Origin of the sequence: Rhodococcus sp. NCIMB 12038 (assembly GCF_002165735.1) — a bacterium.
Lineage (GTDB): Bacteria > Actinomycetota > Actinomycetes > Mycobacteriales > Mycobacteriaceae > Rhodococcus_F.
Map to the genome: position 1 here is coordinate 467,649 of NZ_NHML01000003.1, position 22,239 is coordinate 489,887.

Here is a 22,239-nt window from a genome sequence, read left to right on the forward strand (position 1 = left end):
CTCCGGGGGTGGGTTCGCAATCGGCGCCGGGCGTGAGTACGGTCGCTATCGCTGCTGGTTATCCAGTGGTTTGGACTATTTGCCAACGACGAGACGGAGGAACCGTGGCCCTTCCCCAGTTGACTGATGAGCAGCGCGCTGCTGCTTTGGAGAAGGCAGCTGCTGCCCGCAAGGCCAGGGCTGAGCTCAAGGAGCGCCTGAAGCGTGGTGGCACCGACCTCAAGCAGGTTCTCAAGGACGCCGAGGACGACGAGATCCTGGGCAAGATGAAGGTGTCGGCACTGCTCGAGGCGCTGCCCAAGGTGGGCAAGGTCAAGGCTCAGGAGATCATGACCGAGCTGGAGATCGCTCCGACCCGTCGCCTCCGTGGCCTCGGCGATCGGCAGCGGAAGGCCCTGCTCGCGAAGTTCGACTTCGAGGCCTGAGCACGACAGTGGTAGCTGACGCACAAGTGTCAGAGCGCAAGACCGCAGTGCGGAGGGGTCGGCTGGTAGTACTGGCCGGCCCCTCGGCCGTCGGTAAGTCCAGCGTGGTGCGACTCCTGCGTGAGCGGATGCCGGAGCTCGTCTTCAGCGTGTCCGCGACGACGCGTGATCCACGCCCGGGCGAGGTGGACGGCAAGGACTACCGGTTCACCTCTCGTGGCGAGTTCCAGCGGATGATCGATTCCGGTGAGCTGCTCGAATGGGCCGAGATCCACGGCGGACTCCAGCTGTCGGGAACCCCGGCCGCACCCGTCCGCGCGGCGATCGAACAGGGCAGGCCGGTGCTGGTCGAGGTCGATCTCGCCGGTGCGCGGGCCGTCCGCGCCGCGATGCCGGAGGCGCTGCTCGTCTTCATGGCGCCCCCGAGCTGGGACGTGCTGGTCGAGAGATTGACCGGCCGGGGCACCGAATCCGCCGAGGTCGTGGAGCGGCGTCTCGCGACCGCCCGGGTCGAGCTGGAGGCGCAGGACGAGTTCGACGTGGTCGTCGTGAACGAGGATGTCAGCCGAACGTGCGACGAGTTGGTATCCTTGTTGGTTGGACGACCGGAACAGTCCGAGTCGACCCACTAGATCTCACATCAACTAGCCAGAACAATTTCAGGAGATACCGAGTGAGCAGCACCCCCGCAGTAGCGTCCGCCACACCCAGCCACGGCGCCCTGCCGGCTTACGACACCCCGCTCGGCATCACCAACCCTCCGATCGACGAGCTTCTCGCCCGCACGTCGTCGAAGTACGCGCTGGTGATCTACGCGGCCAAGCGTGCGCGTCAGATCAACGACTACTACAACCAGCTCGGCGACGGCATCCTGGAGTACGTCGGCCCCCTCGTGGAGCCGGGCTTGCAGGAGAAGCCGCTGTCGATCGCGCTGCGTGAGATCCACTCCGATCTTCTCGAGCACACCGAAGGCGAGTGAGCGGAGGATCTGCGGTGCCTGACCAGGCAGCGAGCCCGGACTCCGGGCACGTGACGGATTCACCGGGACCGGCGCCCTCGGGGGCCCGCAAGCGGATCGTCGTCGGTGTCGGCGGCGGCATCGCCGCGTACAAGAGTTGCGCCGTCATCCGCGCCTTCACCGAGGCCGGACACCACGTGCGGGTCATCCCGACGGAGTCCGCGCTCGAGTTCGTCGGCAAGGCGACGTTCGAGGCGCTGTCGGGCAACCCCGTCCACACGGGTGTGTTCACCGACGTTCCGCAGGTTCCGCACGTGCGTCTCGGGCAGGAAGCGGATCTCGTCGTCATCGCTCCCGCCACCGCCGACCTCATGGCGCGGGCCGTGGCGGGACGCGCGGACGACCTGCTCACCGCCACGCTGCTCACCGCGCGATGTCCCGTCGTGTTCGCACCTGCGATGCACACGGAGATGTGGGAGCACCCGGCCACCGTCGCCAACGTCGCCACGCTGCGCGCCCGCGGCGTGACCGTGATCGAACCCGCGTCCGGCCGCCTCACCGGCAAGGACACCGGCGCAGGCCGGCTGCCCGAACCCGACGAGATCGTCGGATTGGCGTCGTTGCTGGTCGAGCGTCCTGACGCGCTGCCCCGAGACCTCGAGGGCCGGCGGGTCCTCGTGTCCGCGGGCGGCACCCGCGAACCACTCGACCCGGTGCGGTTCCTCGGGAACCGCAGTTCCGGCAAGCAAGGGTACGCCATCGCCCGGCTCGCCGTGCAGCGCGGGGCCGAGGTCACCCTCGTCTCCGGGTACACCGCCGGCCTCGCCGACCCGGCCGCCGTCGACGTGGTGCACGTGCGGACCGCGGAAGACATGCGGGTCGCCGTCGCCAAACACGCGCCGGGGTTCGACGCGGTGATCATGGCCGCGGCCGTCGCCGACTTCCGGCCGACGACGACGGTGGCGAGCAAGATCAAGAAGGGTGCGGGCGAACCCGACTCGATCGCACTCACCAAGAACGAGGACATCCTCGCCGGCCTCGTCCAGTCCCGGCGGGACGGCGAGATCCCGTCGAAGACGGTGATCGTCGGATTCGCGGCCGAGACCGGCGACGCGGACGGTGACGTCCTCACCTACGCCCGGGCCAAGCTCGGGCGTAAGGGTTGCGACCTCCTCGTCGTCAACGCGGTCGGTGAGGGCAAGGCGTTCGAGGTCGACCACAACGACGGGTGGCTGCTCGGAGCCGACGGTTCCGAGTCCGCGCTCGAACACGGATCGAAGGCGTTGATGGCGAGCCGGGTGCTCGACGCCGTCGACCAGCTTTTCCGGACACTCTGACGGAAAATCCGGCAGAGTTTCGGTGATTCGAAGGGTGTCACTCCCGCCGGGGTGGCGCTAGGGTCGTTCGTTGTATTACGCAGCTAAGCTGTTTTCAAGTGCTGTTCAGGACAACTGTCGAGAGGGAATTCTGTGAGCCAGTCCGGTAGTCGGCTATTCACCAGTGAGTCTGTGACCGAGGGGCACCCGGACAAGATTTGTGATGCGATCAGCGACTCCATCCTCGACGCGCTCCTCACCGAAGACCCCCGTGCCCGCGTCGCCGTCGAGACGCTGGTGACCACCGGACAGGTCCACGTCGCCGGTGAGGTCACGACCACCGCCTACGCCGACATCCCCAAGATCGTGCGCGACACCGTGCTCGAGATCGGGTACGACTCCTCGGCCAAGGGCTTCGACGGCAACTCCTGCGGCGTCAACGTGGCGATCGGCGCGCAGTCCCCGGAGATCGCCCAGGGCGTCGACCACTCGCACGAGGTCCGCACCGGCGAACTGAGCGACGACGAGATCGACCGTCAGGGCGCAGGCGACCAGGGACTGATGTTCGGGTTCGCCACCACCGACACCCCGGAACTGATGCCCCTGCCGATCGCACTGGCGCACCGGTTGTCGCGCCGACTTACCGAGGTCCGCAAGTCGGGGGTCCTGCCGTACCTGCGCCCGGACGGCAAGACCCAGGTCACCATCGAATACGACGGTGACAAGGCGGTGCGCCTCGACACCGTGGTCATCTCGACGCAGCACGCCGCCGACATCGACCTCGACAACCTGCTCACCCCGGATCTGCGCGAGAAGGTGCTCGGTTCGGTTCTCGCCGACATCGACATGCCCCAACTCGACGTGTCGAACATCCGTCTGCTCGTCAACCCGACCGGCAAGTTCGTCCTCGGCGGCCCGATGGGCGACGCCGGGTTGACCGGACGCAAGATCATCGTCGACACCTACGGCGGCATGGCCCGCCACGGCGGCGGCGCGTTCTCCGGCAAGGACCCCTCGAAGGTCGACCGGTCGGCGGCCTACGCCATGCGCTGGGTGGCCAAGAACGCGGTCGCGGCGGGTCTCGCGGACCGCATCGAGGTCCAGGTGGCGTACGCGATCGGCAAGGCGGCGCCGGTGGGTCTGTTCGTCGAGACGTTCGGGACCGAGAAGACGGATCCGGCGCGGATCCAGCAGGCCATCACCGAGACGTTCGATCTGCGTCCGGGCGCCATCATCCGCGACCTCGACCTGCTGCGCCCGATCTACGCGCAGACCGCGGCGTACGGTCACTTCGGTCGCACCGACATCGACCTCCCGTGGGAGAGCATCGACCGGGCGGAGAAGCTGCGGGCAGCCGCAGGCCTCTGATCGGTCGTCACGGCGCGGCGGGCGCCGCTGCGGTAGGGGCCGCCGCGTGAGCGCGGAAAAGGTTGCGGCAGAAGTCGACCCGGTTGCCCGGGTGCTGCCGCTCCTTCCGCTCGCACACCTCGACCGCGAGTTCGACTATCTCGTGCCGAAGGACCTCGACGAGCAGGCGCAGCCCGGGGTCCGGGTCCGCATCCGGTTCGCCGGGCGCCTCGTCGACGGATTCGTCGTGGCCCGCACCGCGACGAGCGACCATCAGGGCCGATTCGGGTGGCTCGAACGGGTCATCTCACCCGAACGGGTGCTGACCGAGGAGATCACCCGGGTGGTCGACCTCGTCGCCGGCCGCTACGCCGGAACCCGCGCGGACGTCCTGCGGCTCGCGATTCCGCCGAGGCACGCGCGGGCGGAGTCCGAGGCCGCGTCCGAACCGACCGAGGTGTCCGCCACCGCGATCGCCGCCGACGCGTGGGACCGGTACATGCACGGCGCCGCGTTCCTGACGGCGCTGTCCGAGGGGCGCGCCCCGCGCGCGGTGTGGCAGGCACTCCCCGGCGAGGACTGGCCGGCGCGTCTCGCCGAACTGTCCGGGCTCGTCGCCGCCACCGGGGCGAGCACCGTCGTCGTCGTCCCCGACCAGCGCGACCTCGACCGGGTGGTCGCTGCGGTGGAGACGCTGCTCGGTAAGGACGCCGTCGTCGGACTCGCCGCCGGTCTCGGGCCCGCCCTGCGCTACCGGCGGTGGCTGGCGGCGCTGCGCGGGACCGCCCGGGTCGTCGTCGGAACCCGGAGTTCGGTGTTTGCGCCGACACCGCGCACCGGACTGATCGTGGTGTGGGACGACGGGGACGACAACCATTCCGAACCGCGCGCACCGTACCCGCACGCCCGCGAGGTGGCACTGCTCCGCGCGTATGCCAGTGGGTGTGCGGTGGTGCTGGCCGGGCACGCGCGCACCGCGGAGGCCCAGGCCCTGGTCGATTCGGGCTGGGCGCACGACCTCGTGGCCTCCCGGGACACCGTGCGGGCGGCCGCCCCGAAGATCACCGCACTCGCGGACAGCGACCACGCCCTGGCCCGCGACCCCGGAGCGCGGGCCGCCCGGTTGCCCGCCATCGCGTTCGCCGCCGCCCGGGAGGCTCTCGGCGCAGGCCGGGGTGTGCTGGTCCAGGTGCCCCGGCGCGGCTACGTCCCCAGCCTCGCGTGCGGCAAGTGCCGGGCGCCCGCGCGGTGCCGGCGGTGCAACGGACCGCTCGCGCTGCCGTCCGCGGCGGGTCCGGACGGGGCGGGAACACCCGCGTGCCGGTGGTGCGGCGTCGCCGACGCCGCGCACCGCTGCCACGCGTGCGGAGCGCGGGCGCTGCGGGCCGTCGTGGTCGGTGCGGGACGTACCGCCGAGGAACTGGGTCGCGCATTCCCCGGGGTGGCCGTCCGGATGTCCGGAGGCTCGGACGTCGTCGACGAAGTGAAGCAGGGCCCCACCCTGGTGGTGTCGACGGTCGGGGCCGAACCGGTGATGCCGGGCGGCTACGGCGCGGCGTTGCTGCTCGACGGCTGGGCGCTGCTGGGCCGTCCCGATCTGCGTGCAGCCGAGGAGACGATGCGGCGGTGGATGACGGCGTCGTCCCTCGTGCGCCCGTTCGCCGAGGGTGGTCAGGTGGTCGTCGTCGCCGATTCGGGCATTCCGACGGTGCAGGCGCTGGTCCGCTGGGATCCGGTCGGTCACGCGCGTGCGCAGTACGAGGAGCGGGCCGAGGTCGGATTTCCGCCCGCCATCCATCTCGCGGCGATCGACGGCAGCGCGAAGGCGATCGCCGACCTCCTGGATCTCGCCGACCTGCCGGCGAATGCGGAATTGCTCGGCCCGGTCGAATTGCCCGCCGGGGAGCGGTTGCCGTTCTCCGGTGACGCACCGGAGCCGGCGGAGGTGGAGCGCATGCTGATCCGGGTGCCCCGCGGAGAGGGGAAACCGCTGGCCAAGGCGTTGGGGGAGGCGCAGTCGGTGCGCAGTGCGCGGAAGGACTCGCAGCCCGCGCGGGTACAGATCGACCCCATTCGCATCGGGTAATTGACCACCGTCACAGAAATGGGGCCTTGCCGCGCTGCTATTGACGATATATCGTTGATGCATCAGCGATACAGAAGGAGGCTGATGATGGAAGACTTCCATTTCGAACACAGAGGTTCCCGACGGGAACGATTCGGACGCGAACGGATGGCACGGCCCGACGGGCCGCACCGTCACGGACACCGCCGAGGCGGCTTCGGCCCCGAGGGCGGTCCGGGCTTCGGGCCCGGAATGCACTTCGGCCGCGGACGTGGGCGGGGTGGGCGGGGACGGCGCGGCGATGTCCGCTCCGCGATCCTGCTGCTGCTCACCGAGCAGCCGATGCACGGCTACGAGCTGATCCAGCAGATCGTCGACCGCAGTGACGGGGTGTGGAAGCCCAGTCCCGGGTCGATCTACCCCGCGCTGTCGCAGCTCGAGGACGAGGGTCTGGTGCTCATCGAAAAAGTGGCGGGCCGCAAGACCGCGCGCCTCACGGACGAAGGCAAGGCCTTCGTCGAAGCGAACAAGGCCGAACTCGGCACGCCGTGGGACGACGTGCGGGAGAGTGTCGGCAGGCCCGCCGAGGACCTGCGGGGCCTGATCGGGCTGCTGATGGGTGCTGCGGGGCAGGTCGCGGCGGTCGGCGACGACGACCAGGTCCGGCGGGCCGGCGAGATTCTCACCGAAGCGCGACGCTCGTTGTATCGCCTTCTCGCAGAAGATGATCAGAGCGACGCGGGCAAGGACGAGACCGACTCGTAGGGCGCCGCACCCCGCCGCGGACCCGCCGGCTCGACGCGACAGAGCGTGCACATTCTGGGAAGGTTCACAGAAACATCGCAGCGAAGTCGGGAGGGATCATGAGGTTTCGGGGTGCCGGTGCGGTCGTCGCGGGTGTCGTCCTGCTGATGTCCGGCGCAGTGTCCGCCGCCCACGCGGACGACGCCTCCCCGCCCTCATACGTCGTGCCCGCAGGCGCCGGGGTTCCCCAGACCGGCCGTAGTGCCGCCGCCGCGTACGCCCACGACCACCCGGGCAGTGCGCCCGCCGGATCGAACGACTTCTCCTGCACGCCCTCCGCGGAACACCCCGAGCCGGTCGTGCTCGCGCACGGCACCGACGCCAGCGCGTACGCCGACTGGGCCGCCCTGTCGCCGATGCTCGCCGCGGACGGCTATTGCGTGTTCGCGCTCGACTACGGCGGTGCGCCGGGCGCCGATTCGTTCGGGACCGAGGACATCGTCGCGAGCGCGGGGGAGTTCGGCCGGTTCGTCGACCGGATCCGCGACGCGACCGGCGCCGGCAAGGTCGACGTCGTCGGCTACTCGCAGGGCGCGAACGTCACCAGGTACTACGTGAACAAACTCGGCGGCGCCCCGTTCGTCGACCACTGGGTCGGACTCGCGTCGCCCAGCTACGGGGGAGTGATGTACGGCCTCGTTCCGGTCGTGCAGGCGCTGCCCGGCGGCCCGGACTTCGCCCGCACGGTCACGTCGGTGGCCGTCAGTCAGCAGATGCAGGGCTCGCCGTTCATGAACGACCTCAACGCGGGCGGCGACACGGTTCCCGGCGTCTCGTACACGACGATCGGGTCGCGGTACGACGAGATGATCCAGCCATATACGAACATGGCGCTCCGCGGCGCCGGGGCGGTCAACATCCTGATCCAGGATGGATGCCCCGAGGACGGCACCGGGCACTTCCGCGCTCCGTACGATCCGTTCGCGCTCGACCTGGTCCGGGCGGCCCTCGACCCGGACGCGGTTCCGCTCGCTCGCTGCGAGTTCGTCCCGATCGGCGCGGGCATCCCGGAGGTCGTCGTCGACAGCAACCGCTAGTTCCGCACAGAAGAAGCGGGAGCCGTGCACCGCACGGCTCCCCGCTTCTCGTGTGTGGCTGCTATTCCGCCAGTTTCGCGACGGCCTGCGCCCACAGGAAGTACTTGTTGGTGCCGAGGTCCTTCACGGTCTTGATGTTGAACGCGGCCGCCAGGTGTTCGGCGTCGGAATCGCTCACGCCCTGCAGGGCGGCGACGGGTGCGCTTGCCAGTTCTTCGACGGGCTTCGTCTCGTAGGCCTTGTCGAACTTGCTCTCGATTCCTGCCATCGTTACCTCCAGAGGTTCGAAAACGGGACACCGGCCCGACCGTTCGCGCCGGCCTCAGAACAGTCAATACCCGTCCGTCGTCGCTGTGTGCGGTTCCGCGGAATCGCTTCGCCGACCGTTCGCCGAGTGTCACGGCCCGGGTGCGACTCCCTAGACTGGTCGGCACATCGTCGATCAAAGGGGAGCTTCCTTCGTGAGTACCGTTTCGGCCCGCGCAGCGGTCCACCGTCCGTCGTGTGGGTCGCCGGCGTGCGCATAGTCTTCGCCGGAACCCCCGAGCCCGCCGTTCCCTCCCTCGAACGCCTGATCCGTTCGCCACGCCACGACGTCGTGGCCGTGATCACCCGCCCCGACGCGGTCGCCGGGCGTGGACGCAAGGTGGTCCGCTCACCGATAGGCGAACTCGCCGACTCCCACGGTATCGAGGTGCTCACGCCCGAGCGGCCCACGGAACCGGAGTTCCTGGCGCGCCTCACCGACCTCGCACCCGACTGCGCGCCCGTCGTCGCCTACGGCGCGCTGCTGCCGCAGAAGGTGCTCGACATCCCGGCCCACGGCTGGGTGAACCTGCACTTCTCGCTGTTGCCTGCGTGGCGCGGGGCCGCCCCCGTGCAGGCCGCGATCGGCGCGGGCGACGACATGACCGGTGCGAGCGCGTTCCGGCTGGAGGCGGGGATGGACACCGGTCCGGTCTACGGGGTGGTCACCGAGCGGATCCGGGACACCGACACCGCAGGCGACCTCCTCGGACGCCTCGCCGACAGCGGCGCCGTGCTCCTGGAGTCGGTGCTCGACGGAATCGAGGACGGCGCGATCACCGCGGTCCCGCAACCGGCCGAGGGGGTCTCGCACGCCGCCAAGGTGACGGTCGAGGCGGCCCGGATCCGGTGGGACAGAACAGCTGCGGTGGTGGACCGGCACGTCCGGTCGGTGACCCCCGCGCCCGGCGCCTGGACGACGATCGGTGATCTGCGTGTCAAGGTCGGCCCGGTCACCGTGACGGACGAGCGACTGGAGCCGGGGGAGATCTCCGTGACCAAGTCCGGATTTCTGATCGGGACGTCCACGGTGGCGGTGCGGCTCGACCGCGTCCAGCCGCAGGGCAAGAAACAGATGGCCGCCCTGGACTGGGCACGAGGCGCACGACTCGACGCGGAGGTACGGGCACAGTGAGCGAATCCAGAAGGCCCGCACGCCGCGGCCAGTCCGGCTCGGGGGCCCGCAACAACCGCCCCCGGCAGGCGCGCCGCCCGGACGCATCCCAGTCCGGACTCGACCAGCCCCGGCTCGCCGCGAGGGACGTGCTGCGCGCCGTCCGGGAACGCGACGCCTACGCCAATCTCGTCCTGCCCGGGCTGCTGCGTGAGCGACGCCTGGACGGCCGTGACGCCGCCCTCGCCACGGAACTGGCGTACGGCGCCGCCCGTGCCCGCGGACTCCTCGACGCCGTGATCGCCGACTGCGCGGGCCGGCCGATCGCCGAGATCGACGGCCCGCTCCTCGACGTTCTCCAGTTGGGCGCCTACCAGCTGCTGCGCACCCGCGTCGCCCCGCACGCCGCCGTCGCCACCTCCGTCGACCTGGTCCGCGCGGAGGCCGGTCCGGGGAAGGCGGGGTTCGTCAACGCTGTGCTGCGCCGGGTGTCGGAGCGGTCGGAGGCGGAATGGGTGGAGCGTCTCGCCCCCGCCGACCCGGTGGGGCGGCTGGCGTTCGAGCACGCGCACCCCACGTGGATCGCGCAGGTGTTCGCGGACGCGCTCGGCGCCGACGCCGGGGAACTCGAGGACGTGCTCATCGCCGACGACGCGCGGCCCGCGGTCCATCTCGTCGCCCGTCCGGGGGAGATCTCGTCGGAGGAACTCGCGCTCGCCACCGGCGGCGAGGTGGGCCGGTACTCGCCGTACGCCGTCTACCTGGACGGCGGCGACCCGGGTCTGCTCGACGCGGTCCGCGAGGGGCTCGCCGGAGTACAGGACGAGGGCAGTCAGCTCGTCGCCCGCGCGCTGTCGCTGGCGCCGCTGGACGGACCGGACACCGGCCGCTGGCTCGACCTGTGTGCGGGCCCCGGCGGCAAGGCCGCCCTGCTCGGCGCACTCGCGGGGATCGAAGGCGGGCGCCTCGACGCCGTGGAACCGGTGGCACATCGCGCGGACCTGATCCGCAAGACGACGAAGGAACTCCCGGTGGACGTGCACGTCGCCGACGGCCGCGATCCCGGGCTGGAGGGCGGCTTCGACCGCATCCTGGTCGACGCGCCGTGCACCGGACTGGGTGCGCTGCGCCGGCGTCCGGAGGCGCGGTGGCGGCGTCAACCGTCCGACGTGGCGGGTCTCGCGAAACTGCAGCGGGAACTCCTCGCGTCGGCCGCCGAGCTGGTTCGCCCCGGTGGCGTGATCCTGTACGCGACGTGTTCGCCGCACCTGTCCGAGACGGTGGCGGTGGTCGCCGACGCGGTGCGGCGCCACGGGCTCACGGCGCTCGACACCCGTGAACTCGTTCCCGGGGTGCCGGGTCTGGGGGACGGTCCGAGCGTCCAGCTCTGGCCGCACCGGCAGGGCACCGACGCGATGTTCATGGCCGCGTTGCGCAAGCCATAGCGCTGTCTTCTCCCCGCTACCCGACACCCGCCCCAAAGGGTAGAACCTGTTTCACTTTTGTTGTGAAACGTGTTCTAATTCTTCTCGCGACAGAGACGTGCGTCACGAGGCGAGTGGAGGACTTCAGATGAATCGGGTAGCGGGGAAGGTCGTTCTGATCACCGGGGCGGCACGGGGTCAGGGTCGTAGTCATGCCGTGCATCTCGCCGACGAGGGCGCCGACATCATCGCGTTCGACCTCTGCGAGGACATCGCGTCGAACGAATACCCGCTGGCCACCGAGGCCGACCTCGCGGAGACGAGACGGCTCGTCGAGAAAGCGGGGCGGCGCGTCGTCACCGCCAAGGTGGACGTGCGCGACCGGGCGGCACTGCGCCGCGAACTCGACGCCGCGGTCGCGACGCTGGGACGCCTGGACGTCGTCGTCGCCAACGCGGGAATCGCGCCCCTCGGGAACGACGTGCCCGTCGAGGGCTTCGTCGATGCGTTCGACGTCGACTTCGTCGGTGTGGTCAACACGATCCACTCGGCCCTGCCGCACCTGGACGCCGGCGCGTCGATCATCGCGACGGGATCGGTGGCCGGGCTGGTTCCGCAGACCGGTCTGAACGGCCAGCAGGCCCTGCAGGGGCCGGGGGGCGACGGCTACGGCCTCGCCAAGAGGATGTTGTGGACGTACACCAACTCGCTCGCGCTCACCCTGGGCCCGAAGTCCATCCGCGTCAACGCGATCCACCCCACCAACTGCAACACGGACATGCTGCAGAGCCCCCCGATGTTCCGCACGTTCCGCCCCGACCTCGAGAACCCGACCGCCGCGGACGCGAAGGTCACGTTCCCGTTCATGCAGGCGATGCCGACCCCGTGGGTCGAACCCGAGGACATCTCGCACGCGGTGGTGTTCCTGTCGTCCGACGAGTCCCGGTTCGTCACCGGTCAGCAACTCCGGGTCGATGCGGGGGCGGGTCTCAAACTCGGCGTCTGACGCCGATCCGATGAGGGTCCGGGCCGGTGTGCGGGCGCCGCCCGGGCCCTCGCCTTCCCGTCAGATCTGGTCGAACTGCTTGCGCAGCTTCGCCGGAGCCTTGATCCGCCAGGCGTCGCGCAGCAACTCGGTCAGCTGCGGGACGTCGACGTTCTCGAGGTCCACGAGGATGGAACCGTGGCCGTCGTAGTGCGCGGTGGTGTAGAACGGTGCGCCCTCGGCGAGCAGGGCGGCCTTCTCGTCGAGGTCGCACATCACCACCAGGCCGCCGTCCGACTCGGCTCGCAACCGGGCGAGCAACTTGCCCGCCACCTTCAGTGCCGGGGTGTTGTACGACGTGCTCTCCTGCACCTCCGGCAGGGCCGCACCGATCGCCACGACGTCCGTCCAGGTCGGCATGCGCCCAGTATGGACCGCGTGACCCGGCCCCGGTACGCGTACGACTAAACTTCGGCGCGTGGCAACCCCGATGATCGCACCGTCCATTCTCTCTGCCGATTTCGCGCGTCTCGCCGAGGAGGCGGACGCGGTCGCCGGTGCCGACTGGCTGCACGTCGACGTGATGGACGCACATTTCGTGCCCAACCTGACCCTCGGCCTGCCCGTCGTGACGAGTCTCCTCGCGGCGACGGACATCCCGCTCGACTGCCATCTCATGATCGACGACCCCGGCCGCTGGGCGCCGCCGTACGCGGAGGCCGGCGCGCACAACGTCACGTTCCACGCCGAGGCGACCGACGACCCCCGGTCCGTCGCCCGCGACATCCGCGCCGCCGGCGCCAAGGCCGGCCTCAGCGTCAAGCCCGGCACGCCGATCGAGCCGTACCTGGAGATCCTGAAGGACTTCGACACGCTCCTCGTCATGAGCGTCGAACCCGGCTTCGGCGGTCAGTCGTTCATCCCGGAGGTCCTGTCGAAGGCGAAGGCCGTCCGGCGCCTCGTCGACTCCGGTGAGCTGCGCCTCGTCGTGGAGATCGACGGCGGCATCAACGCCGACACCGTCGAGGCCGCCGCCGAGGCCGGTGTCGACTGCTTCGTCGCCGGTTCCGCCGTCTACGGCACGAGCGATCCCGCGGAGGCCGTGCGCGCCCTGCGGGCCAGCGCCGCGAAGGCGTCGCCGCACCTGAGCCTGTCCCGGTAGCGGCACCCGGCACATCGTGAACCCCCACGTGCGGCACGAGAATTCGGCTGCGGACCTCGACGCCGCCATGCAGATCGCGATCGGCGCCGCGGAGTCGGCGCGCGGATTCACCAGCCCGAACCCGGCGGTCGGCGCGGTGGTCCTCGACTCCGCCGGGCGCATCGCCGGCGTCGGGATGACGCAGCCGCCCGGCGGCCCCCACGCGGAGGTTGTCGCGCTGCGGGAGGCGGGGGACGCCGCCCGCGGCGGCACTGCCGTCGTCACATTGGAACCGTGCAACCACACCGGCCGCACCGGGCCGTGCTCGCGGGCGCTGCTCGATGCCGGTGTGGTCGCCGTGCACTACGCGGTGGGCGACCCCAACCCGGAGGCCGCGGGCGGCGCCGAGACCCTCGTCTCCGCGGGCGTCGAGGTGACATCCGGTCTGCGCGCGCAGGACGTCGAGCGCGGCCCGCTGCGGGCCTGGCTGCACCGGCAGCGCACCGGACGACCGCACGTGACCTGGAAGTACGCGGCCACACTGGACGGGCGCAGCGCGGCCGCCGACGGCACCAGCCAGTGGATCACCGGTCCCGAGGCGCGCGAACGGGTCCACACCGACCGCGCGAAGCTCGACGCGATCGTGGTCGGGACGGGAACGGTGCTGGCCGACGACCCCCGCCTGACCGCACGGACGCCCGACGGGTCGCTCGCCGCGCACCAGCCGGTGCGCGTCGTCGTCGGGCTCGGCGACATCCCGCCCGGCGCCCGCGTACTCGACGACTCGGCGCCCACCCTGCTGCTGCGCACCCGGGACGTGGACGAGGTCCTCGCCGCGCTCGCCGAGTACACCGACGTACTGCTCGAGGGCGGACCCCGGCTGGCGGGCGCGTTCCTCGCCGCGGGCCGGGTCGACCGCATCCAGGCGTACCTCGCCCCGCTGGTCCTCGGCGCGGGCACGTCCGCCGTGTCGGAGGCGGGTGTGCACACGATCGGCGGCGCCCTGCGGTTCCGGCACGAGTCGGTCGAAACAATCGGCCCCGATCTGTTGTTGAGTCTGGTTCCAGCAGTGTCCGAAAACCCTGACAGTCACCGAACGTAGGAGAAGCCACAGTGTTCACCGGGATCGTCGAAGAGTTGGGTGAAATCGTCGCCAAGGAGGAACTGGCCGACGCCGCACGGTTCACCGTGCGTGGTCCGGTCGTGACTTCCGATGCGTCACACGGTGATTCGATCGCGGTGAACGGCGTGTGTCTCACCGTCGTCGAGGTGCTCACCGACGGCTCCTTCACCGCGGACGTCATGCAGGAAACGCTGAACCGGTCGAGCCTGGAGAAGATCGACGTGGGCAGCCGCGTCAACCTGGAGCGGGCCGCCGCGCTGAACAGCCGCCTCGGCGGCCACCTCGTCCAGGGACACGTCGACGGCACCGGGCACATCATCAGCCGCAGCCCGTCCGAGAACTGGGAGGTCGTGCGCATCGCCCTTCCCGACGCCATCTCCCGGTACGTCGTGGAGAAGGGGTCGATCACGGTCGACGGTGTGTCGCTGACGGTGTCGGCGCTCGGCGGGGAACGCGGCGCCGAATACTTCGAGATCTCGCTCATCCCGACCACGCTGCAACTGACCACGCTCGGGGCGGCGGCCGTCGGGACGCCCGTCAACCTCGAGGTCGACGTGATCGCGAAGTATGTGGAGCGGCTGCAAGCGGCCGGCCGCTGAGTCGTACTGTTGAGGAGCATCCCACGGATGCATCCGTTGTATTCGAAGATGCGTCAGTCAAGACTTTGGAGACCGAGCACGTGACCAGGTTCGACACTATCGAGCGCGCCGTTGCGGATATCGCCGCAGGCAAGGCTGTCGTCGTCGTCGACGACGAAGACCGCGAGAACGAGGGAGACCTCATCTTCGCCGCGGAGAAAGCCACCCCCGAGTTGGTTGCCTTCATGGTTCGATACACCTCCGGCTACCTGTGTGTGCCGCTCGACGGCGCCGACTGTGACCGGCTCGGCCTGCCCCCGATGTACGCCGCCAACCAGGACAAGCACGGCACCGCGTACACCGTCACCGTCGACGCCCGCGAGGGCATCGGCACCGGCATCTCCGCGTCCGACCGCGCCGCCACCATGCGATTGCTGGCCGACCCGAACTCCGGCGCCCAGGACTTCACCCGCCCCGGCCACGTCGTGCCGCTGCGGGCCAAGGACGGCGGAGTGCTCCGCCGTCCCGGCCACACCGAGGCCGCCGTCGACCTCGCCCGGATGGCCGACCTCCGGCCGGCCGGCGTGATCTGCGAGATCGTCAGTCAGAAGGACGAGGGCCACATGGCCCAGACCGACGAACTGCGGGTCTTCGCCGACGACCACAACCTCGCACTGATCTCCATCGCCGACCTCATCGCGTGGCGCCGCAAGCACGAGAAACACGTGGTGCGGGTCGCGTCCGCGCGCATCCCGACCCGGCACGGCGAGTTCACCGCCGTCGGCTACACGAGCATCTACGACGACGTCGAGCACGTGGCCCTGGTCCGCGGCGACCTGCCCGGACCGGACGGCGACGGCAGCGACGTGCTCGTGCGCGTGCACTCCGAATGCCTCACCGGCGACGTGTTCGGCTCGCTGCGCTGCGACTGCGGTCCCCAGCTCGACGCCGCACTGGACATGGTCGCGCAGGAGGGCCGCGGGGTGGTGCTGTACATGCGCGGGCACGAGGGCCGCGGCATCGGCCTGATGCACAAGCTGCAGGCCTACCAGCTGCAGGACGCCGGTTCGGACACCGTCGACGCCAACCTCGAGCTCGGCCTGCCCGCCGACGCCCGCGACTACGGCATCGGCGCGCAGATCCTGGTGGACCTGGGCATCTCCTCGATGCGGCTGCTCACCAACAACCCGGCCAAGCGCGTCGGCCTCGACGGCTACGGGCTGCAGATCACCGAGCGGGTGTCGATGCCGCTGCGGGCGAACGCCGAGAACCTGACATACCTGCGCACCAAGCGCGACCGCATGGGCCACGACCTGATCGGCCTCGACGACTTCGAAGCGGGAGAGATGCTGTGAGCGGCGAGGGACTGCCGGAGCTGCAACTCGGGGAGGCCGGCGACCTCCGGCTCGCCATCGTCGCAGGCAGCTGGCACGCCGAGATCTCCGAGGCGCTGATCGCCGGCGCGCAGCGAGTGGCCGCCGAGGCGAACGTGAAGAACGTCACCCTGGTCCGCGTCGCGGGCGCCATCGAACTGCCCGTGGTCGCGCAGGCGCTGGCCCGCAGCCACGACGCCGTCGTCGCGCTCGGTGTCGTGATCCGCGGCGGGACCCCGCACTTCGAATACGTCTGCGACGCCGTCACGGCCGGTCTGACCCGGGTCTCGCTGGACGAGAGCACCCCGGTGGGGAACGGTGTGCTCACCACGGACACCGAGCAGCAGGCCGTCGACCGCAGCGGCCTGCCCGGATCCGTCGAGGACAAGGGCGGCCAGGCGTGCGCGGCCGCGCTCGACACCGCCGTCACGTTGGCGCGGCTGCGCCGGGCCGAGGAGTCCTTCGCATGATCCGGATCCACCCGTGACCACCCCAGAATCCGAGTGGACACTCGTCGCGAAGCCCCGCAAGTCCCGCCGCTACGCGATCGGGGTTGCGGTCCTGCTCGTCGTCGTGCACGTGACGTTCGCGATCCTGTTGCGCGGCGATTCGACGGGTGTGTACTTCCGGCTCGCCGACCAGCTTGCGTTCGCGGGCATCGGCTGCCTCCTCGCGGCCGGCGTGCTGCTGCTGACCCGCCCGCGGGTGCGCATCGGGCCCCGCGGCATCGCCGTGCGCAACGTGCTCGGTGAGCGCATCGTCGACTGGGACCTGTACGAGGGGCTGTCCTTCCCGGACGGCGCGGCCTGGGCCCGGATCGAACTGCCCGACGACGAGTACCTGGCCGTGATGGCCATCCAGTCGAACGATCGCGAGTACGCCGTCGACGCCGTCGACCGGTTCCGCGCGCTCGCGTCGGAGTACGCGCCGTCCTGACCGGCGGGCCACCCCTCCGCGCCGCCGCGGATGCGGAGTTGGTCGGTGGCGCCGACTAACGTGGAGGGGTGCCCGATCCTTCGACATATCGCCCCGCGACCGGAACGATTCCGGTCGACCCGGGGGTGTACAAGTTCCGCGATCCGCACGGCCGGGTCATCTATGTCGGGAAGGCGAAGAGTCTTCGATCACGGCTGAATTCCTATTTCGCCGACGTCTCGACGCTGCACCCGCGCACCCGCCAGATGGTGACCACGGCCGGCAGCGTCGAGTGGACCGTGGTGAGCACCGAGGTCGAGGCGCTCCAGCTCGAGTACAACTGGATCAAGGAATTCGATCCCCGGTTCAACGTCCGCTACCGCGACGACAAGACGTACCCGGTTCTGGCGGTCACGCTGAACGAGGAGTACCCGCGGCTGTTCGTCTACCGCGGCCCCCGGCGCAAGGGTGTCCGCTACTTCGGCCCCTACTCGCACGCGTGGGCCATCCGCGAAACCCTCGACCTGCTGCTGCGGGTCTTCCCCGCCCGCACCTGCTCGGCCGGGGTGTTCAAGCGGCACAACCAGATCGGCCGCCCCTGCCTGCTCGGCTACATCGACAAGTGCTCCGCGCCGTGCGTCGGACGCGTGTCCGCGACCGAACACCGTCAGATCGTCGAGGACTTCTGCGACTTCCTGTCGGGGCGCACCGACAAACTGGTCCGCCAGCTCGAGGCCCGGATGCAGCAGGCGTCCGAGGAACTCGACTTCGAGACGGCGGCGCGACTACGCGACGACGTGGGCGCGTTGCGGCGGGCGCTCGAAAAGCAGGCCGTCGTGCTCGGCGACGGCACCGACGCCGACGTCGCCGCATTCGCGACCGACGAACTCGAGGCCGCGGTCCAGGTGTTCCACGTCCGGGGCGGCCGCGTCCGCGGGCAGCGCGGCTGGGTGGTCGAGAAGGCAGGCGACGTCATCGACTGGGCCAGCGTCGATTCCGCTGCGGGCTCGGACCTGCCGTTGCTCGTCGAGCAGTTCCTCACCCAGTTCTACGGTGAGCAGGCGGCCCTGTCCGGCGCGGCCGACCAGGAGGTGGGCACCAGCGGGGTGCCGAGGGAGGTCCTGGTGCCGGTGCTGCCACCGAACGCCGAGCAGGTGCAGGAATGGCTCAGCGGTCTCCGCGGTTCCGCCGTTCGTCTCCGGGTGCCCCAGCGCGGCGACAAGAAGGCACTCGCCGAGACCGTGCAGCGCAACGCGACGGAGGCACTGCAACAGCACAAGCTGCGCCGCGCCGGCGACTTCACGTCGCGGTCGGCGGCCCTGCAGGGCATCCAGGAGGCCCTCGACCTGGACTCGGCGCCGCTGCGCATCGAATGCGTCGACATCAGCCACGTGCAGGGCACCGATGTGGTGGCGTCGCTCGTCGTCTTCGAGGACGGCCTGCCGCGCAAGTCCGACTACCGGCACTACGCCATCAAGGAAGCCGCAGGCGACGGCCGCTCCGACGACGTCGCCAGCATCGCCGAGGTCACCCGGCGCCGGTTCCTCCGGCACAACCGTGACGTCGGGGTGCTGCGCGCGGAAGCGGCCGGGGCGGACGCCGACCAGGTGTCCGGCGGCGACGGCGGCGACCTCGCCCCGGAGGCGGCGATCGACCCGCAGACCGGCAGGCCGCGGCGGTTCGCGTACCCGCCGAACCTGTTCGTCGTCGACGGCGGTGCCCCGCAGGTGGCCGCGGCCTCGGCGGTGCTCGACGAACTGGGCATCACCGACGTCGCCGTCGTCGGGCTGGCCAAGCGGCTCGAGGAGGTGTGGGTGCCGGGGGAGGAGGACCCGGTGATCCTCCCGCGCACCAGCGAGTCGCTGTACCTGCTGCAGCGGGTGCGGGACGAGGCGCACCGCTTCGCGATCACGTTCCATCGCAGCAAACGGTCCCGCCGGATGACGGCCTCCGCACTCGACTCGGTCCGCGGCCTCGGCGAGACCCGGCGCAAGGCGCTGGTGACGCATTTCGGATCGGTTGCCAAACTCAAACAGGCCTCCGTCGAGGAGATCACCGCGGTGCCCGGCATCGGAACGGCCACGGCGAAGGCGGTACTCACCGCTCTCGGGGCAGAGGAACCGTCTGCGGACGTCACGGGAGTGGGGGATGATGAACCGGATCGGAACGGGCCGGGCACGGCGGAACGAAACGGCGCGGACCTACCCCGCGAACCGGTAGGACAGCACGGCCCGGCAGCACAGAGCGCATCGCAACGGACAGGTGTCGAGTGAACGAGCAGCACGCGCAGAGCGACCGTCCGCCCACGGTTCGGCCGATGGACTTCCTTCTCGTCACCGGGCTTTCCGGGGCGGGTCTGCAGACCGCGGCGAAGGTCCTCGAGGACCTCGGGTGGTACGTCGCGGACAATCTTCCCCCGGAACTGATCTCCCGGATGGTGGATCTGAGCCTGGAATCCGATTCGCGGCTCGAGCGGCTCGCCGTCGTCATCGACGTGCGCTCCCGGTTGTTCACCGGCGACCTCGGCTGGGTCCTCACCGAACTCGAGAGCAAGCCCGTGCATACGCGGGTGCTGTACCTCGACGCGTCGGACGAGGTCCTGGTCCGCCGGTTCGAACAGGTCCGGCGCAGTCACCCGCTGTCCGGCGGCGGCGCCGAGGGCACCCTGTCGGAGGGCATCGCCGCCGAGCGCGACCAGCTCGCGAAGGTGAAGGCCGCCGCGGATCTGGTGATCGACACGTCGTCCCTCGCCGCGCACCAGTTGCGGCAGAAGATCGAGGACGCGTTCGGCGACGCCGAGAACCGCACCATGCAAGTAACAGTCCAGTCGTTCGGTTTCAAGTACGGTCTTCCGATGGACGCTGATCTCGTCTGCGACGTCCGGTTCCTGCCCAACCCGCACTGGATCCCCGAGTTGCGTCCGCATACCGGACAGAACGCGGACGTGCGGGACTACGTGTTGTCGCAGGACGGTGCGGACGACTATCTCGCCACGTATCACCACCTGCTGGATCTGACGATCGCCGGATATCGTCGGGAGGGGAAGCGCTACATGACCATCGCGGTGGGATGCACCGGGGGGAAACATCGCAGTGTCGCCATGTCGGAGGCCTTGGCGGGCCGGCTCGGAAAGGACTCCGGGCTGAACGTGCGCGTCGTCCATCGTGATCTGGGGCGCGAATGAGGCCGGTGCACCAGGCGCCTGCGATCGTCGCGCTCGGCGGTGGCCACGGGCTGTTCGCCACCCTCAGCGCCGCCCGCAGGCTCAGCCGTGACGTGACCGCCGTCGTCACCGTCGCGGACGACGGTGGATCCTCGGGGCGGCTCCGCGCCGAACTCGGCGTCATCCCGCCCGGGGATCTGCGGATGGCGCTCGCCGCGCTCGCCGCGGACGACCCCGAGGTGCAGGACTGGACCGACACCATCCAGCACCGATTCGGCGGAATCGGCGCCCTCGCCGGACACTCGGTGGGCAATCTCATTCTCGCCGGTCTCACCGAGGTGCTCGGCGACCCCGTCGCTGCGCTCGACGAACTCGCCCGGCTTCTGCGGATCAACGGGCGGGTGCTGCCGATGTCGCCGATCGCCCTGGACATCGAGGCCGACGTGCAGGGCCTCGAGGCGGACCCGCGGGTCAGCCGCTGCATCCGCGGTCAGGTCGCGGTCGCGACCACCCCCGGCAAGGTGCGCCGCGTGCGGTTGCTGCCGGCGAATCCGCCCGCCTGCCCGGACGCGGTCCGGGCGATCGACGTCGCCGACATGGTCGTCCTCGGCCCCGGGTCGTGGTTCTCCAGCGTCATCCCGCACGTCCTCGTGCCCGAACTCCTCGACACGCTGATCGCCACCCCCGCGCGGAAGGTGCTGGTACTCAACCTGGCTCCGGAACCCGGCGAGACCGCGGGATTCTCCACCGAGCGTCATCTGCACGTACTGTCCCAACACGCACCCGAACTCACCGTCGACTTCGTCGTCGTCGATTCGGGTTCGGTGCCACCGGGGCGCGAGCGCGAGCACCTCGCGCGCGCCGCCGGACAGTTCCGGGCACGCGTCGTGTACGCCGACGTGTCGGAGCACGGCACCCACACGCACCATGCAGGAAAACTTGCGTCCGTTCTCGAACAGCTCTGGAGCGACCCCGAAGCGGGGTCTCGGGGGAGCGAAGCGGCCGAGACACCAGAGGAAAGGGAGAGCGCTTCGTGGCAATGACAGCAGAGGTCAAAGACGAACTCAGTCGTCTCGTCATCACTCACGTGAGTTGCCGGAAGGCCGAGGTCTCGTCGCTGCTGCGGTTCGCCGGGGGATTGCACATCGTCGGAGGCCGGGTAGTGGTCGAGGCGGAAGTGGATCTGGGGTCCACGGCCCGCCGGTTGCGCCGCGAGATCTTCGACCTGTTCACCTACAGCGCCGACGTCCACGTTCTCAGCGCGGGCGGGCTGCGCAAGTCGTCCCGGTACATCGTGCGGGTCGCGAAGGAGGGGGAGGCCCTGGCCCGTCAGACGGGGCTGCTGGACCTGCGGGGACGTCCGGTGCGCGGGCTTCCCGCGCAGGTCGTCGGTGGCAGCGTCGCCGACGCGGAGGCCGCGTGGCGCGGCGCGTTCCTGGCGCACGGTTCGCTGACCGAGCCGGGACGCTCGTCCGCGCTCGAGGTCTCCTGCCCCGGCCCGGAGGCGGCGCTCGCCCTCGTCGGGGCGGCGCGCAGGCTGGGCATCTCCGCGAAGGCCCGCGAGGTCCGCGGCACCGACCGGGTGGTGATCCGCGACGGCGAGGCCATCGGCGCGCTCCTCACCCGGATGGGAGCCCAGGACACCCGCCTCGTGTGGGAGGAACGGCGCATGCGCCGGGAGGTCCGCGCCACCGCCAACCGGCTCGCCAACTTCGACGACGCCAACCTGCGCCGCTCCGCACGCGCCGCGGTCGCGGCCGCCGCCCGCGTCGAGCGGGCCCTCGACATCCTGGGTGACGAGGTGCCCGACCACTTGGCGGCCGCCGGTCACCTGCGGGTGGAGCACCGGCAGGCGTCCCTCGAGGAACTCGGCCAGCTCGCCGACCCGCCGATGACGAAGGACGCCGTGGCAGGCCGCATCCGGCGGCTGCTGTCGATGGCGGACCGCAAGGCGAAGGAAACCGGCATCCCGGACACCGAGTCGGCCGTCACCGCAGACCTTCTCGACGACGCCTGACCGTCGTCCGCCGTCACCGCCCGCCACCCCGGGTTTCCCGGACGAACGGGACGTCCGTCGCGTCGGATCGAACGAGCGTCCCGTTCGTTCCGGTCGGGGCGGCAGGGCGAAAGGCGCTCGGAGTTGACTGCGCGCGGGCGTCGTCCGC

At 70.4% G+C, this 22,239-nt stretch carries 23 protein-coding genes; 21 read left to right on the top strand and 2 right to left on the bottom strand.

What is annotated here, in order from left to right; translation table 11 throughout:
- Positions 1 to 104 precede the first annotated feature (104 nt).
- The 8 genes from mihF (at position 105) to CA951_RS05990 (ending at position 7,952) form a co-directional block, all read left to right on the top strand.
- A complete protein-coding gene (gene mihF, locus CA951_RS05955; RefSeq protein WP_072942134.1) occupies positions 105 to 425 on the top strand; it encodes an integration host factor, actinobacterial type in 321 nt (106 codons plus the stop codon).
- An 8-nt stretch (positions 426 to 433) separates the two neighbouring features.
- Complete coding sequence (gmk, locus tag CA951_RS05960) at positions 434 to 1,057, top strand: guanylate kinase (protein WP_087555944.1); 624 nt, start codon at positions 434 to 436, stop codon at positions 1,055 to 1,057.
- Between the two features lie 41 nt (positions 1,058 to 1,098).
- Positions 1,099 to 1,404, top strand: coding sequence for a DNA-directed RNA polymerase subunit omega (rpoZ, locus tag CA951_RS05965; RefSeq protein WP_005241734.1), 306 nt, complete (start codon positions 1,099 to 1,101; stop codon positions 1,402 to 1,404).
- A gap of 14 nt (positions 1,405 to 1,418) precedes the next feature.
- Positions 1,419 to 2,720: a bifunctional phosphopantothenoylcysteine decarboxylase/phosphopantothenate--cysteine ligase CoaBC gene (coaBC, locus tag CA951_RS05970; protein ID WP_087555945.1), complete on the top strand. Its 1,302-nt coding sequence runs from the start codon at positions 1,419 to 1,421 to the stop codon at positions 2,718 to 2,720.
- Positions 2,721 to 2,852: 132 nt separating this feature from the next.
- Positions 2,853 to 4,067: a methionine adenosyltransferase gene (gene metK, locus CA951_RS05975; protein ID WP_087555946.1), complete on the top strand. Its 1,215-nt coding sequence runs from the start codon at positions 2,853 to 2,855 to the stop codon at positions 4,065 to 4,067.
- Positions 4,068 to 4,113: 46 nt separating this feature from the next.
- On the top strand, positions 4,114 to 6,132 hold the full coding sequence (locus CA951_RS05980) for a primosomal protein N' (protein ID WP_087555947.1): 2,019 nt from the start codon (positions 4,114 to 4,116) through the stop codon (positions 6,130 to 6,132).
- A gap of 87 nt (positions 6,133 to 6,219) precedes the next feature.
- On the top strand, positions 6,220 to 6,876 hold the full coding sequence (locus CA951_RS05985) for a PadR family transcriptional regulator (protein WP_087556007.1): 657 nt from the start codon (positions 6,220 to 6,222) through the stop codon (positions 6,874 to 6,876).
- 98 nt (positions 6,877 to 6,974) lie between these two features.
- A complete protein-coding gene (locus tag CA951_RS05990) occupies positions 6,975 to 7,952 on the top strand; it encodes a triacylglycerol lipase (protein ID WP_087555948.1) in 978 nt (325 codons plus the stop codon).
- A gap of 61 nt (positions 7,953 to 8,013) precedes the next feature.
- Here CA951_RS05990 and CA951_RS05995 read toward each other — a convergent pair whose 3' ends face one another.
- Positions 8,014 to 8,220, bottom strand: coding sequence for a hypothetical protein (locus CA951_RS05995; protein WP_087555949.1), 207 nt, complete (start codon positions 8,218 to 8,220; stop codon positions 8,014 to 8,016).
- Between the two features lie 249 nt (positions 8,221 to 8,469).
- Between CA951_RS05995 and fmt the strand changes: the two genes are divergently transcribed.
- The 3 genes from fmt to CA951_RS06010 all read left to right on the top strand — a co-directional run bounded on the left by fmt (position 8,470) and on the right by CA951_RS06010 (position 11,802).
- Complete coding sequence (gene fmt, locus CA951_RS06000; protein WP_087556008.1) at positions 8,470 to 9,393, top strand: methionyl-tRNA formyltransferase; 924 nt, start codon at positions 8,470 to 8,472, stop codon at positions 9,391 to 9,393.
- Positions 9,390 to 10,817 carry an RsmB/NOP family class I SAM-dependent RNA methyltransferase gene (locus CA951_RS06005; RefSeq protein WP_087555950.1) on the top strand — a complete coding sequence of 476 codons (1,428 nt, stop codon included), beginning with the start codon at positions 9,390 to 9,392 and terminating at the stop codon, positions 10,815 to 10,817. Before fmt ends, CA951_RS06005 begins: the two co-directional genes overlap by 4 nt.
- Positions 10,818 to 10,944: 127 nt before the next feature.
- Entirely contained in the window at positions 10,945 to 11,802 is an 858-nt protein-coding gene (locus tag CA951_RS06010; protein ID WP_087555951.1) for a mycofactocin-coupled SDR family oxidoreductase, read from the top strand.
- Positions 11,803 to 11,862: 60 nt separating this feature from the next.
- Here CA951_RS06010 and CA951_RS06015 read toward each other — a convergent pair whose 3' ends face one another.
- Positions 11,863 to 12,201, bottom strand: coding sequence for an MmcQ/YjbR family DNA-binding protein (locus CA951_RS06015; RefSeq protein WP_087555952.1), 339 nt, complete (start codon positions 12,199 to 12,201; stop codon positions 11,863 to 11,865).
- 58 nt (positions 12,202 to 12,259) lie between these two features.
- On the opposite strand from CA951_RS06015, the gene rpe reads away from it, so the two are divergent.
- The 10 genes from rpe (at position 12,260) to whiA (ending at position 22,091) form a co-directional block, all read left to right on the top strand.
- On the top strand, positions 12,260 to 12,943 hold the full coding sequence (gene rpe, locus CA951_RS06020; RefSeq protein ID WP_072942121.1) for a ribulose-phosphate 3-epimerase: 684 nt from the start codon (positions 12,260 to 12,262) through the stop codon (positions 12,941 to 12,943).
- A 28-nt stretch (positions 12,944 to 12,971) separates the two neighbouring features.
- The gene (gene ribD / locus CA951_RS06025; RefSeq protein ID WP_087555953.1) at positions 12,972 to 14,024 is read left to right on the top strand and encodes a bifunctional diaminohydroxyphosphoribosylaminopyrimidine deaminase/5-amino-6-(5-phosphoribosylamino)uracil reductase RibD; all 1,053 of its coding nucleotides are present in this window, start codon (positions 12,972 to 12,974) and stop codon (positions 14,022 to 14,024) included.
- Between the two features lie 11 nt (positions 14,025 to 14,035).
- Positions 14,036 to 14,644, top strand: coding sequence for a riboflavin synthase (locus tag CA951_RS06030; protein WP_087555954.1), 609 nt, complete (start codon positions 14,036 to 14,038; stop codon positions 14,642 to 14,644).
- Between the two features lie 80 nt (positions 14,645 to 14,724).
- Complete coding sequence (locus tag CA951_RS06035) at positions 14,725 to 15,978, top strand: bifunctional 3,4-dihydroxy-2-butanone-4-phosphate synthase/GTP cyclohydrolase II (RefSeq protein ID WP_087556009.1); 1,254 nt, start codon at positions 14,725 to 14,727, stop codon at positions 15,976 to 15,978.
- A complete protein-coding gene (ribH, locus tag CA951_RS06040; RefSeq protein ID WP_087555955.1) occupies positions 15,975 to 16,466 on the top strand; it encodes a 6,7-dimethyl-8-ribityllumazine synthase in 492 nt (163 codons plus the stop codon). The genes CA951_RS06035 and ribH overlap by 4 nt, the downstream gene beginning before the upstream one ends.
- 13 nt (positions 16,467 to 16,479) lie before the next feature.
- Entirely contained in the window at positions 16,480 to 16,932 is a 453-nt protein-coding gene (locus CA951_RS06045; RefSeq protein WP_087555956.1) for a PH domain-containing protein, read from the top strand.
- A 68-nt stretch (positions 16,933 to 17,000) separates the two neighbouring features.
- Complete coding sequence (gene uvrC, locus CA951_RS06050; RefSeq protein ID WP_087555957.1) at positions 17,001 to 19,184, top strand: excinuclease ABC subunit UvrC; 2,184 nt, start codon at positions 17,001 to 17,003, stop codon at positions 19,182 to 19,184.
- A 44-nt stretch (positions 19,185 to 19,228) separates the two neighbouring features.
- Positions 19,229 to 20,095: an RNase adapter RapZ gene (gene rapZ, locus CA951_RS06055; protein ID WP_072942446.1), complete on the top strand. Its 867-nt coding sequence runs from the start codon at positions 19,229 to 19,231 to the stop codon at positions 20,093 to 20,095.
- Positions 20,092 to 21,117: a uridine diphosphate-N-acetylglucosamine-binding protein YvcK gene (yvcK, locus tag CA951_RS06060; protein WP_087555958.1), complete on the top strand. Its 1,026-nt coding sequence runs from the start codon at positions 20,092 to 20,094 to the stop codon at positions 21,115 to 21,117. Before rapZ ends, yvcK begins: the two co-directional genes overlap by 4 nt.
- Positions 21,108 to 22,091, top strand: coding sequence for a DNA-binding protein WhiA (gene whiA, locus CA951_RS06065; protein ID WP_037237817.1), 984 nt, complete (start codon positions 21,108 to 21,110; stop codon positions 22,089 to 22,091). Before yvcK ends, whiA begins: the two co-directional genes overlap by 10 nt.
- The last annotated feature ends 148 nt before the right edge of the window (positions 22,092 to 22,239 follow it).

Coding starts and splice junctions, on each gene's coding strand:
- CA951_RS05985 (WP_087556007.1), top strand. CDS start 6,220: ATGGAAGACTTCCATTTCGAACACAGAGGTTCCCGACGGGAACGATTC.
- CA951_RS05990 (WP_087555948.1), top strand. CDS start 6,975: ATGAGGTTTCGGGGTGCCGGTGCGGTCGTCGCGGGTGTCGTCCTGCTG.
- CA951_RS05995 (WP_087555949.1), bottom strand. CDS start 8,220: ATGGCAGGAATCGAGAGCAAGTTCGACAAGGCCTACGAGACGAAGCCC.
- CA951_RS06010 (WP_087555951.1), top strand. CDS start 10,945: ATGAATCGGGTAGCGGGGAAGGTCGTTCTGATCACCGGGGCGGCACGG.
- CA951_RS06015 (WP_087555952.1), bottom strand. CDS start 12,201: ATGCCGACCTGGACGGACGTCGTGGCGATCGGTGCGGCCCTGCCGGAG.
- rapZ (WP_072942446.1), top strand. CDS start 19,229: ATGGACTTCCTTCTCGTCACCGGGCTTTCCGGGGCGGGTCTGCAGACC.
- yvcK (WP_087555958.1), top strand. CDS start 20,092: ATGAGGCCGGTGCACCAGGCGCCTGCGATCGTCGCGCTCGGCGGTGGC.